Source organism: Actinoplanes sp. NPDC051633 (genome assembly GCF_040681735.1).
GTDB lineage: Bacteria > Actinomycetota > Actinomycetes > Mycobacteriales > Micromonosporaceae > Actinoplanes.
This window is the reverse complement of sequence record NZ_JBFAZH010000107.1, coordinates 1-11,967: the sequence shown is the minus strand read 5'-3', so window position 1 is coordinate 11,967 and position 11,967 is coordinate 1. Positions and strand designations below refer to the sequence as shown.

The window sequence follows — 11,967 nt, the reverse complement described above, 5'->3', positions numbered from 1 at the left end:
GGCGCTGCGGACGCGGGGGTCGAGACCCTGCGGCGGGCGGCGGAGGAGGCCACGCGCGCCCGCAACCCGGCGCTGGAGGCCGATGTGCTCTCCGCTCTCGGCGGCGCCCTGGTCCACGCTGTCCGCGGATTCGACGGCGAAGGGGCGGTGGTTCTGCACCGCGCCCTCGGAGCGGCCCGCACCGCCGGGCGCCCCGGTGTCGCCGCGGATATCCTGCGCAAGCTCGCCTTCGTGGACGTGCAGGCCGGTCGGCATGCCTCCGCCGACCGGGCGCTGCGTGAGGCCACCAAGCAGGCGGCGGACCTGAATGACCGGTCGTTGACGGCCGGAATCCTCGCCGTGCAGGGCATGAACGAGGCCGACCGCGGCCGGCACATCACAGCCGCAGAAACCTTGACCGAATCCGCAGCGGTCGCACAGCACGCCGGACGCGCCCGCCGGCAGGCGTGGTCGCTCGGCATTCTCGCCCGATCCCTGCTGTTGTCCGCAAACACCCAACAAGCTCGCACAGCCGCCGACGCCAGCATCGCGCTGGCGCGCCAGGAACGCTGGAACGCGTTTCTGCCATGGCCGCAGGTGATGCGAGCCCACGCGCTGATCGAGGCCGGAGACTGGGACACCGCCGCTCGAGAGACAGAAACGGCGTTCGCGCTCGCATGTGAGCTCGGCGATCCCTGCTGGGAGGGCATGGCCGGTTGCACCCTGGGACTGATCGCGCTGCATGCCGGTGACCACGGAACCGCGCACACCTGGATCACCGACGCGCGGCGGCGCTGCGATCGCGTGCCGGACCGCTACGTATGGGTCTCGGCCTACATCGGCCTAGCCGACCTGGAGTTGGCGGTCCGCGACCCGACCCGCGTGGCCACATCCGCCGCGGCCCGTCTCCACACCGACGCCGCCCGCGCCGACCTACCCGAATTCCTCGCCTGGGCCTTGGTCCACCAGGCGGAGCTCGGAGACCACAGCCGGATCTCACCCGCCCGCACGGCCGCCGCCGCCGTGGCAAATCCGGTCCTCCAGGCCCGGGCACGAGCCCTCACGCGTTTGACCTGATCATCGCGATAGGGCTTCTCGGGCCGGCACTGGAAAGCAATCCCGAGGCCGCGCGAAGGTGCACGGATCCTCCCGAGCGGCCGGTGGTCCCGGCCGACACCAAGCGGTGTCGTGAGAGCGGTTCCACCGCTGGCGGCGGGGGGCACGGAGCATTTTCAGCCGCTTGCAACCCCCGGCCGCTGAGCGGTATCGGACAGGCGCCCGACGCGTGGCTTCGGAGTTGCAGCCGCAGGACCATCGATTCGGGCACCATCGTCCGATAGCGTGACGTGCTGTCGACGTATCGCGAACCGTGGATGGCCGCCGTGGACTTTGAAGCCTTGCCTCATCGGCTGGCCACTGGTCTGGCCAGGGTCGCTGTCGCCATGCGCCTTGCCGACGACGACCCTGCCGCCGCGCTGGAGCGTACGCTCGCGCAGCAGCAGTTGCTGCTCCTGCTCAGCCGCCGTCGGGACGGGTACACGTTCGCCGGCCTGGCGGCGGATGCCGGCATGACCGCGCCCGCGACAGCGTCGGCCATCGGAACCTTGGTGTGCGAGGGACTGGTCGCCCTCGGGCGGGCAGCGTCCGCGGGCGACGTGTCCGTGAAGATCACCGACCGGGGCCGGGCACAGGCGCCGGAGTTGCAACACTGGGCTTCGGATCTGCTGGCCGAGCTGCGGAATCTGAACGAGGCCGGCCAGCGCCAGCTGCTGCAGGTCGTGACCGATCAGATCCGCCGGCTGCAGCAGCAGGGGCAGATTCCGGTGGTCAAGATGTGCCTCACCTGCCGCTTCTTCGACGGGTACGCCCACCCGGGCTCCGCTGACCCGCACCATTGCCGACTCGTCGATGCGCCGTTCGGGCATCAGCAGCTGCGACTGCGCTGCCCGGAGCAGGAGCCGGCCACCGGCCCGCCGCGGACGCGATAGCCGGCGCGGGGTGCCGACCGAGGAACGGACCGGCGCCTGTCGGATGCGGCGCGCTGACTCCTGCGGCTCCTGGCGATGTCGGCTGTTTCCGCCGGCACCTGAGAACTCAGCGTTGTCAAACAGGCACTGAGCGTAGACGATCGATGGCAGTGACTTCCTTGTGCTGGCGTCGCGTCGAGGTGGTGCAGCGGTGGTCTACATGCCGATACTCAAGGGGCGTGACGGGGAATTCAAAGCCGTCGCGCAGGTGTCGGGTGATGCCGTCTCGCGGATCGTGCCGATATTTGAGGTCGCGCCGACCGGCCGTGGACCGACGAAGGATGCCTACGCGTTCGCGCAGAAGGCGCAGGCGTCGGTTCCCCGGGACATGACGATCGGCGTCGACATCAGTTACCTCGACGACCCTTTCGACGGCCCGCGTAGGCCGGCGCGAGACATCGCGGATGACCTTGGCGCTTGGGGAATCCCGATCTTGCCGGTGGTGCACCTCCAGGACAGCGACGACCTGTTAGCGGACGCGGGCGACGCAGCCAGTGGGCACTCCGGACACGCTGTTGTTCGCCTGGGCAGCGATACGGTGGACCCGGACGACGAAGAGGCTGAGGCGCAGCTCAACCGGCTGCAGCGGTGCACCGGGCTGCCGGTCGAGAACTATTCCTTGCTGATCGACGTATTCGAGGTTCGGTCAGAGCGGGATGTGACAAGGGTGGAGCCCGTTGTCCGTAAGTGTGTGTCGTGGGCACGGCAGTATCCGTGGCATTCGATAACGCTTGCTTCCGGCGCAATGCCGGCTTCCATCTCCGATCTACCCACCAACACTGCGACACCCGTACGGCGATGGGATCTGTTGTTGTGGCAGCGCGTTCGAGAGCTCGGGCTTCAGTACGGTGACTACGGCATCGCCCATCCGAGGATGACTCGTGGCGGTTGGCGCCCGATGCCCAACCTGCGCTATGCCCATGACGAGGCATGGTGGATCTACCGCTGGACCATGGAGAACAATGACAACACCGCGATCTACCGTTTATGTGAGGCGCTTGTCGCGGCGGATCACTGGCCATCTCAGGGACAGGCTTACTCCTGGGGGGATGCGGAGATCGCTCAACGGGCGGCCGGTCTGGGTGGCCCCGGGAATGCCACGAGCTGGCGCGCCTGGGCTACTTCCCACCACGTGGCCCATGTCGTCGACCAACTCGGCGGCAACTGCGCAGATCAGTAACGACAAGATCGCCTCTGTCGAGGCTAATGCGCCCTGCTGGATCTCTACCGCTTCGGCTCGATCGGTTGAGGCTGGCTACACAGACGCGCGGGGCCTTGTGCGAGCCAGCAGCAGGTGACTGTTCGCCGGCCTCTACGGCGCTATTTCTCGACGCCACGTCTTGGCGAGCAGGGCGTACGTGTAGCCGTCCACCCAGCCCAGCTCGGCGTGCCAAGAGTCGCCAACGCCGTGCTGCTCACGACGCATACCGACCTTCTCGAGGATGCTCACCGAGGCGAGGTTGTCGGCGAAGCAGCCGGCAGTGATTCGTCGTACCCCGAGCCGGTCGAACGCGTGTCCCACCATCGCGGTCACCGCCTCGGTCGCATAGCCCTGACCGCCATAGGCCGGGTCGAAGATGTAGCCGAGTTCGGCCTCGGTCCGCAGAGGCATGCCGGGCTGACCCATTCCGTCGACCAGGTCGAGTGAGACGGTTCCGATGACCACGCCGTCAAGCGTGACGGCCGCGCTGTGGTCGTTCGGATCTTCCGCCGCGCGCCGCCACGCCGCCCGCAACGACACAGGTTCAACCTCCGTGCGTATTAGCCAGCGAGTCACCTCCGGCAGGTTGCGGTACTCCAGAATCCGGTCGACGTCCTCGTCACGCACTGGGCGAAGCTCAAGGCGTTCGGTGCGTAAGGTGGTGCTCTCCATGAGCCGCGACGTTAGTGGACGAACAACAGCAACACATGCTGTTATTTGCGGCGCAGCCAGGAGCGACTCACCTCGCTCAAGGGCGCATCCTGCGCGACGACGCCATCTTCTACACCGTTCGCGCTTAGGCTAGCGTCCATGAGACAAGCGCGAGTGGATCGGGCACGCGTCTGGACCACGGCACACGATGTCTCTAGCGCGTCCTTGCCGCCGCGGCCGATCGACAGCGCCAGCCTGCAACGTGTCGTGCACCTGGCTTGTCCTGAGGGACTAGCTGCAGCGGTTGGACGGCTCCACTGTGCTATGGCCGGCTTCTCCGCGTCGACCGGCGTTGCTCCGCAGTGACGAATGCCCAAAACGGCCCCGAATTGTCGGCAAGCCGTTCGACCGCCGGGGCTTCGGCACCCAATGTCCCGGATAAGTTGCGCTCAGATGTCGAGACTTTGTGGAACTACCACGACCTACGGCACGAGCTGCATCCCTGTGACGTCGGGATAGGATTGGGCAGCCACGATCTCGGCGTCGCAATGATCGCGGTCCAGTTGTTTCGCCGTGGCATGTTTCCGCGCGTCGTCTTCACTGGCGCCAACGCGCCGACCACGGTAGAGCAATTCCCAAGGGGTGAAGCCGTCCACTACGGAGAATATGCCGCGGAGAACGGCGTCCCACAAAGCTCGATTCTCATCGAACCGAACGCCAGGAATACGGCAGAGAACCTCACTCTGACGAGAGACTTGTTGATCGCGAAGGGGGTCGAAGCTCGATCAATAATCTTGATGTCTCGCCCATACCAGCAGCGTCGCGCATACGCAACCTGCAGGAAGGTCTGGCCCACGGTGAAGGTGATCTGCGCCTCTCTGCCGCTTTCATTGGACGAGTACGTGGCGAACATCGGCGACGTCAAAAAGGTTATCGACATGTTGGTTGGGGACACGCAGCGGATTGACGAGTACGCACGCAGGGGCTTCGCAATCCCGCAGGACGTCCCTGCGGATGTCAAAGGAGCGTTCGATCGTTTGGTGGCTGCGGGCTACACGAGTCGATTGATTCCAGGAATTCCGGTGTGACCTCTACCACCGTGGCAGTCGTGTTCCAAGGCCCATGCGTTCGCTCAACTCGATCGCCAGGGCCGGGGGTCGGGGCCGATTGAGAATCTCCCGGACCAGCGCGCGAGACAGTCGGTGATAACGCACCTGGTCGGGACCGATCTGTTCTGCCGTTAGTAGGGCGTCAAGTGCCTCGTCTATCTGGTTCCATCGCGCGTGCGCCCTCGCAGTCTCGATGGCGTGACGCACGCGCCGCTCGACCGGCAAACCTGAGGTGTCCAGATGTGGACCGATCTCGATCGCTCGCTGTACGTCACCGAATTCGTTGGCGATGGCCACCTGGTGGATCTTGACGTTCGTGCGGCCGAACGCAGTCCAGACGAAGTTGCCGTCAGCGCCTAACCGCACTGCTGCTGTCTCGGCCTCGCCGATGTGCACGTCGGCCGAGCCGCGGTCGTCGTCTCTTGCCGATGCCATGGCGCAGACGAGATGAAGGCTCCCGTACACCGACAGCAGCTGTGGCGTGGGTTTGGCGAGCCGAGGCTGGAGAAATTGAGCAGTCGCTGCCGCTAGTCCGACGGCCTGGCCGTACTCACCTATGGACACCAAGGCGTGCGCTGCTGCCCGGCCCAGTGAACCGATGACGATGTGATCGTTGCTGGTGTTCGCGGCTGCCAGGCCGCGGCTCGCCGAGATCCATGCGAGGTCCGCTTCGCCGATCTTCGTGAGGAACAGCGTGGCGACCTGGTGTGCGTACGCCATCAAGGTGTGGGCGCGCTGACCGTCGTTCCCGTCATAGAACCGGACTGCGGTCTGCCCGTCGTGAATGAGTAATGGAAGTCGGCGTGCGAGAGTGCCGTATTGCGATCGTTGATAGTTGTTCCATGCGTCCGCTACGTCGCGTTCCATGTCGGCCAGCGACGGTGGCTCGTCCTCCGGGAGGGCAAGAATCGCCGGCGTGAGATGGCGATAATCGTGGAGGGCTGCGCGGAGCGAAGGAATCGTTTCTCGGCCTGAGTCGGGTGACCACTCGAAGAGATCCGGTTCGCCGATCAAGTCACCGAGCGACACGTCGAGCGTCTTGGCGACTGCCCGGATGACGGATAGGCGATCAAGCTCAGCTCGGTTCGTTTCAATTTTCCGTAGCCATTCGCCGGTCTTACCGACCAACCCGGCCAGTACCTCTTGCGACATGCCGCGACGGCGCCGGTAGAACGCCACGCGCTGCCCGGTGGTCATGTCGTCGGTCATACCTCGCATGTGATCATCCTGACCGCCCACGCTGGACCGACCCGGTAAACGGATTCCCGGTTGCCATGTCGCGCTCAGCCTACCGTCTGGATGTCAGGACGGATCAGACGTTTTCGGCGCCGTGTATTGAGCCGCGGCGGCAAGAGCACCGATCGAGGTGATCGCCATGTTGGTCGGAGCACTGGCGGCTGCACTACTTGCTGGCTTCATCGCCGGGCTTGTGTCATTCAAGGTCAAGGACCGATGGTGCCCTTCCTGCGGCGCCACCACGACCGAACTCGCCCGCCAGCACGCCCACCAAGCGTTGGACCGGGTGTCCGTCGGATCGGCAGCGTCGGGCCCACCGATAGGTCGCTCCAGGAACGGCTACTGAGGACCCGAGGGCAGCTCGGGCTCATGCCCGGGCGTGGCCGTCGCTGCCTCGGATGCGCACACACCGCGAAGTCGCAAGGTCACATGCAACGGGGAGGTAGCAGTGACCGTCAACCAGGTCGACCATGTGCCGAACCGCCCCGACTGGGCATGCAAGCAATGCGGGCGACCGTGGCCATGCGTGACCGCGAAGATGAACCTCCTCCGCGAGTTCGGATGTGCCCATCTCAGCCTTCGCCTGTATCTGGCGATGCAAATGCACGAAGCCATCAACGACGCCGGCAAGTTGTCGGCCGCCCAACCGATGCCCGACTTCTACGACCGGTTCCTCAACTGGGTCCATGTGGCCCCAACTGCGGACTCCCGTCCGGCGCAGCCCGATGCGCTGGGCGGGCTGAATGACGAGAGCACCATAGTGTGAAAGCGCGATCCGTCATGCGCGATGCTCTGCCCGCACCCGCTGAGGTCGGCCACCGGATGACGGAAGGGCTAGGCATCCGCTTCACTCACATGACCGACCAAGAACCGTCCCCTACCAGGCCGGCGGCCATATCGACTAGTGCTACGCCGCGGCCGGTTGGGGCGAACAGAACCGCCGGTGCCGGCTCGTCGAGCGGCTGCGGTGGCCGGCGTTGCTGGTGGACAGTCTCAGCGCGCTGATTGCGGCGTGGCATCCGAGCGTGGGCCGGACCGACTTCCCGGCCGGCACCTCGCCCGACTCCGACGATCAAGAGCTTTGGCGAAGCTACGCAATATCGGCGTAGGTGCTTGCCCCACACCGCCAGACAGGATGGCTCTTGTGCTGCTTATGCGCGCGGCCGACGGCTGCTCCAGCGGCTCGGCCCGATCTCGAGGTCGAAAGGAAAGCGACGCCCGGACACCAACCTGCGTCATTCGGCAGCGTCGACGAGATCTATTGCAAGACCTCGGCCGCGACATTCTGGCCGAGCCGACACTGACCATCGCCGGAATGAAAGAGCCGGCACTCGGGCGATAAGGTCGTTTCCGATGAAGATGGAGGCGGACGTTGACTCCGAGATCTCGCGGTCGCGGTGGCGGTGATGAGTCGCCTCCTGGCGGCCGGGGCCGCCGGAGCCGAGGTGGGCGACCTGACAGCGTGGAGCAGGGCCAGAACCAGGCCCGCGAGGCAATTGAGCGAGGGCGACCCACGGCCGCAGACGGTGGCCCGTCGTCCTCCCCGGGGTCTCGACCATCACCGCCCGGCCAACCTGCGGGCGTACCGCATGGATTCCGCGACTTCGGGCAGTTCCGCGAGTTCGCGACCCGCTTCCGCGGCCGGATGCGCGAGGTCTATCCCGACCTCGACATGGGCTTCCAGGGTAGTTCGGTCACCGGGCGCAGCGCGGAAAGCGGGGCGCCGTTCGACGAGGGCCGGGTCAGCGACTACGACATCGCCATCAGTGGAGGCTCGGTTAACCAGGCCGCCCGCGAGAATGGCATACCGTTTCGCGGCGACGGTGTGTCGACCGGCCCGCTGAACCAGCGCGACCTCGACCGGCTGGGGCTCGTTGGGATCGTCGGCGATGCGTCAGCCGAGACGGGTCGCCGGGTCCACCTCATGATTTTCCGTACGATCGAAGAGGCCGCCAGCCGCAAGCCCACAATCAAGGTCTGGTTCTGACCGGGAAGCTTACGAGTGATCTACGACGTGTACGGATACAGCGAGCCTAGCCTCGGTGATGAGGCCGGCAAGCTGGCCGATGCCCTTGATGTGGACTGGGTCAAGCATGAGAGTGACTATCGCGGCGTCTATCTGGCGGCGCGCCCACGAACCGGCGCCGGCGAGCTCCGACTTCAGTCCAACGACCTCCGCGACGGCGACGACGAATACTTCCAGGAACCCGACTTCCCGGAGTGCCGCTACCTCTTGTTCGTCGATCAGTTCGACCGCCCCGATGAGGTGCGGACCAAGCTAGCGCCACTACCGCAGTGGCGCTTCCTCTACCGCAGCGTCGTGGATTAGCAGCCGATGCGACTGCTCGGCACCCGACCGGAGCGGCTGGCGACGCTCTCGTACCGGGCGGCCGGACCCGGCGGCGTCCCGCAGAACGTTCAACTCGCCGTCGAACGACTGGCCGTCGATGAGCTTCCGGCCGGCTGCGACGCGCTGCTCGCCGCTGGGGATCTGCAAGGAGTGACGCCCTCGCCCTTCGGCGGGGACCCGGAGCTACTCGGCATCGCGCTCGCCGACTACATGGAAGTGTGGGCCGAGAGCGGGCTTCTGCCATCCGCCGACCGGGTCGGCGTTCTACTCACCGGCGATCTGTACTCGGCACCCGGCGCCGACCGACGCGGTGCCTCGGGCCCGGTCCTTGACGTGTGGCTCGCCTTCGCCGCCGCGGGCTGCCCGATGGTGTTCGGCGTGGCCGGCAATCACGACGAGGTAACCGCCGCCCAGGTGGCGGAGCTCGGACCAGAGGTCGCGCTGCTGGACGGCGACCGCCGCGAGTTCGGCGGCGTCACCATCGCAGGAGTGTCGGGAGTCGTCGGGGACCCCGGGCGTGCCATGCGGCGTAGCGAGACGGCGTTCCTGACCCTCGTCGATAAGGTCTCCACGCCGCCCCCGGACGTGTTGCTCCTGCATGAAGGGCCGACAGGTAGCCGGAAGGACCAGCTCGGCCGGATCGCGGTACGCGGCGAGCTCGAGCGGCGAGCGCCGGCGCTGACTTTCTGCGGGCACGTGCATTGGGCCGAGCCGGTGGCCGCGGTCGGCGATGGACATATCGTCAACGTCGACGCCCGGGTGGTCGTCCTGACCGCGTGATTATCAACCGGCGGTGCGGTCCGTGTGGCCCAGGCTCTTGTCCGGCGCAATGCGATCTCGGACCAAGCGCTTCAGCTCCGCCAGCTCGGGGAAGCCGCCCGCCTCCTTGCGCGACCACAACGTCTCGTCGCCCAGCCGGACCTCGAACACCCCGCCCGTGCCCGGGACCAGCGCCACCTCGCCCAGCTCCGTGGTGAACGTCGTCAGTAACTCCTGCGCCGTCCACCCGGCGCGCAACAACCACCGGCACTGCGTGCAGTACTCGATCTCCAACCGCGGCTCTCTCAGTGTCACGGGAAGAAGTTCACCACGTCCGGGCCCAGTCCGGCGGCGGCACCAAAATTGATAATGCACTCACGTCTCTAGTCGTCGGCCCGGTCGCGCTCGCCGACGTAGGACGCCAGCTCTGGGTCGTCCGATCGCAACCGGTCGACCTCCTCACGGAGATCGCAGGTCAAAAGCGCAATCACCAACCCACCCGGGGTACGAGCCACCACCTCCCAGTACGCACCCGACTCCTCCCACCGCCGCAGCCGCTCCACCTCCTCGCTCACGGCAGCAACTCCTCCAGCGCCAAGCCCGGGTCGGCAAGCCGCCCCCGATCGATCACGGCCCCGGCCCGGACGAGATCAGCGATCGCGTCGTTGACGTCCCAGATGTTGACGTTCATTCCGGCCGCCACCTTCCCCTCCACCAGCCAGAACGCGATGAATGAACGGCTCGCGAGATCGCCGCGCACGACCACCTCGGCGTCGATGCCGGGCGGCACCCACCCGGTGTACTCCATGCCGAGGTCGTACTGGTCGGTGCAGAAGTACGGCAGGCGGTCGTAGGACACGTCCTGGTCGAGCATCGCCCGCGCGGCCGCCGGACCGGAGTGCAGCGCATTCGCCCAGTGCTCGACGCGGATCCGGGTCTTGAGCAGCGGATGGTCCACGTTCGCGACGTCGCCGGCGGCGAAGATCGCCGGGTCGCTGGTGCGCAGCTGCCGGTCGACGAGCACCCCGTTGTCAACGGCGAGGCCTGCTTGAGCAGCCAGGTCGACGTTCGGCGTGACCCCGACCCCGGCGATGACCGCGTCGAAGGGCAACGCCGTCCCGTCGGCCAGCAGCACGTGCGTCGCGGTGATCTCGCTGATCTTTGCTCCGAAGTGGAACTCGACGCCGTGTTCTCGATGCAGGTCGGCGAAGATCGTGGCGATCGTGTCGCCGAGCACCCGCTGCAGCGGCAGGCTTGCCGTCTCCACGACCGTGACGGCCGCGCCGTGCGAGCGCGCCGCCGCCGCGACCTCCAGGCCGATCCACCCGGCGCCGATCACCACGATCCGGCTGCCGTCGGTTGCGGCCCGTGCGATGGCTTCGGAGTCGCCGAGGGTACGCAGCAGCAAGGCTCGCTCACCGCCCGGCACGGACAGTCGGCGCGGGCTGGCGCCGGTCGTCAGCAGCAACCGGTCGTACACGATCTCCTCGCCGCCGGCCGCCACCAGGCGTTTCTCGGGTGAGAGGCCGGTGACGGTCGTCCCGGTGCGCAGGTCGACATCATGGTCCGCATACCACTGTGGGGTGTGGACGAAGACGCTGTCCCGCTCCGCGGTGCCCAGGAGCAGGCCCTTGGACAGCGGCGGCCGCTCGTACGGCGGCGACTCCTCCGATCCGATCAGCACGATCCGTCCGTCGTACCCCTGGTCGCGCAGGGTTTCCACGGCCTTGCCGCCGGCCAGGCCGGCGCCGACCACTACGAATGTCATGTCAGTGTCCTTTCGCCATCGCGAGGAACTCGGCGCGCGAGCCGGGGTCTACGCGCAGCGCGCCGAGCAGGGTGGAGGTGACGGTGCGAGCGCCGACCGCGCGGACGCCGCGCAGGCTCATGCACAGGTGCTCGGCCTCGATCACGACGCCGACGCCGCGCGGCCGCAGCTGCTGGTCGAGCCAGTCGGCGACCTGCCTGGTCAGGCGTTCCTGCACCTGCGGGCCGTGCGCGAAGTGCTCGACGACGCGGGCGAGCTTCGACAGGCCGAGGATGCGGTGCCCAGGCAGGTAGCCGACGTGCGCCACCCCGACGAACGGCAGCAGGTGGTGCTCGCACACCGATCGGATCGGGATGGACCGGGCGAGCACCAGTTCGTCGTAGCCGTGGTCGTTGTCGAAGGTGGTCGGTGTGAACTCCGGTGGCGTGAGCATCTCCGCGTAGGCCCGGGCCATCCGCGCCGGGGTGTCGGCCATGCCCTCGGCGGTCACGTCGATGCCCAGCGCGGTCATGAACTCGGCCGCCGCGTGCTCGGCCGCCAGCAGGTCGCGACTCGGACGCCGCAGGGTAACCGTCATGACGCCATCGTGTACCCGCGCTCCAGTAATTTCAATAGCCGTCGTTAGTGATATTATCTGGAGGTGACCGACCGCTGGATCGCCGTGTCGACGCTGTCCGACGCGTCCCGCCGCGCGCTGTACGACTACGTGCGCCGCCAGGACCATCCCGTCGCGCGGGAGGAGGCCGCCGCGGGCACCGCCATGTCGCGCAGCCTGGCCGCGTTCCATCTGGACAAGCTGGTGGACGCCGGCCTGCTGACCGCTCGGTATGAGGCGCCACCAGGCGAGAAGCGTGGGCGGGGCCGCGCGCCCAAGGTCTACGAGCCGG

Annotated in this window: 15 protein-coding genes; 9 read left to right on the top strand and 6 right to left on the bottom strand. The window is 67.0% G+C overall.

Annotation, left to right across the window (positions count from 1 at the left end; translation table 11 throughout):
* From AB0M20_RS09305 to AB0M20_RS09295, 3 genes are all read left to right on the top strand, one after another.
* A partial coding sequence (locus AB0M20_RS09305) for a hypothetical protein (protein WP_364296185.1) occupies window positions 1-1,056 on the top strand: 1,056 nt, incomplete at its 5' end.
* Between the two features lie 296 nt (window positions 1,057-1,352).
* Window positions 1,353-1,967 (top strand): MarR family winged helix-turn-helix transcriptional regulator, encoded by a 615-nt coding sequence (locus AB0M20_RS09300; RefSeq protein ID WP_364296183.1) that lies wholly within the window; start codon window positions 1,353-1,355, stop codon window positions 1,965-1,967.
* A 199-nt stretch (window positions 1,968-2,166) separates the two neighbouring features.
* A complete protein-coding gene (locus AB0M20_RS09295) occupies window positions 2,167-3,186 on the top strand; it encodes a beta family protein (RefSeq protein WP_364296188.1) in 1,020 nt (339 codons plus the stop codon).
* 132 nt (window positions 3,187-3,318) lie between these two features.
* Here the strand turns inward: AB0M20_RS09295 and AB0M20_RS09290 are convergent, their stop codons facing one another.
* Complete coding sequence (locus AB0M20_RS09290; protein WP_364296181.1) at window positions 3,319-3,879, bottom strand: GNAT family N-acetyltransferase; 561 nt, start codon at window positions 3,877-3,879, stop codon at window positions 3,319-3,321.
* Window positions 3,880-4,247: 368 nt separating this feature from the next.
* Here AB0M20_RS09290 and AB0M20_RS09285 point away from each other — a divergent pair, with 368 nt between their 5' ends.
* Window positions 4,248-4,946: a YdcF family protein gene (locus AB0M20_RS09285; RefSeq protein ID WP_364296186.1), complete on the top strand. Its 699-nt coding sequence runs from the start codon at window positions 4,248-4,250 to the stop codon at window positions 4,944-4,946.
* A 3-nt stretch (window positions 4,947-4,949) separates the two neighbouring features.
* Here the strand turns inward: AB0M20_RS09285 and AB0M20_RS09280 are convergent, their stop codons facing one another.
* A complete protein-coding gene (locus AB0M20_RS09280) occupies window positions 4,950-6,176 on the bottom strand; it encodes a helix-turn-helix transcriptional regulator (RefSeq protein ID WP_364296179.1) in 1,227 nt (408 codons plus the stop codon).
* Window positions 6,177-6,651: 475 nt separating this feature from the next.
* Between AB0M20_RS09280 and AB0M20_RS09275 the strand changes: the two genes are divergently transcribed.
* From AB0M20_RS09275 to AB0M20_RS09260, 4 genes are all read left to right on the top strand, one after another.
* Window positions 6,652-6,969 (top strand): hypothetical protein, encoded by a 318-nt coding sequence (locus tag AB0M20_RS09275; protein WP_364296177.1) that lies wholly within the window; start codon window positions 6,652-6,654, stop codon window positions 6,967-6,969.
* A gap of 879 nt (window positions 6,970-7,848) precedes the next feature.
* The gene (locus AB0M20_RS09270) at window positions 7,849-8,190 is read left to right on the top strand and encodes a hypothetical protein (RefSeq protein WP_364296175.1); all 342 of its coding nucleotides are present in this window, start codon (window positions 7,849-7,851) and stop codon (window positions 8,188-8,190) included.
* Window positions 8,191-8,205: 15 nt separating this feature from the next.
* Window positions 8,206-8,532, top strand: coding sequence for a hypothetical protein (locus AB0M20_RS09265; protein ID WP_364296173.1), 327 nt, complete (start codon window positions 8,206-8,208; stop codon window positions 8,530-8,532).
* A gap of 6 nt (window positions 8,533-8,538) precedes the next feature.
* Window positions 8,539-9,333 carry a metallophosphoesterase gene (locus AB0M20_RS09260; RefSeq protein ID WP_364296171.1) on the top strand — a complete coding sequence of 265 codons (795 nt, stop codon included), beginning with the start codon at window positions 8,539-8,541 and terminating at the stop codon, window positions 9,331-9,333.
* Window positions 9,334-9,336: 3 nt separating this feature from the next.
* On the opposite strand, the gene AB0M20_RS09255 is transcribed toward AB0M20_RS09260, so the two are convergent.
* From AB0M20_RS09255 to folE, 4 genes are all read right to left on the bottom strand, one after another.
* A complete protein-coding gene (locus tag AB0M20_RS09255; RefSeq protein WP_364296169.1) occupies window positions 9,337-9,627 on the bottom strand; it encodes a SelT/SelW/SelH family protein in 291 nt (96 codons plus the stop codon).
* 68 nt (window positions 9,628-9,695) lie between these two features.
* Window positions 9,696-9,887 (bottom strand): hypothetical protein, encoded by a 192-nt coding sequence (locus tag AB0M20_RS09250; RefSeq protein ID WP_364296167.1) that lies wholly within the window; start codon window positions 9,885-9,887, stop codon window positions 9,696-9,698.
* Window positions 9,884-11,080 carry an FAD-dependent oxidoreductase gene (locus AB0M20_RS09245; RefSeq protein ID WP_364296165.1) on the bottom strand — a complete coding sequence of 399 codons (1,197 nt, stop codon included), beginning with the start codon at window positions 11,078-11,080 and terminating at the stop codon, window positions 9,884-9,886. The genes AB0M20_RS09250 and AB0M20_RS09245 overlap by 4 nt, the downstream gene beginning before the upstream one ends.
* A 1-nt stretch (window position 11,081) precedes the next feature.
* A complete protein-coding gene (folE, locus tag AB0M20_RS09240; RefSeq protein ID WP_364296163.1) occupies window positions 11,082-11,657 on the bottom strand; it encodes a GTP cyclohydrolase I FolE in 576 nt (191 codons plus the stop codon).
* 63 nt (window positions 11,658-11,720) lie between these two features.
* Between folE and AB0M20_RS09235 the strand changes: the two genes are divergently transcribed.
* Window positions 11,721-11,967, top strand: a 247-nt coding sequence (locus tag AB0M20_RS09235) for a winged helix-turn-helix domain-containing protein (RefSeq protein ID WP_364296161.1), incomplete at its 3' end; no start/stop codon positions are given.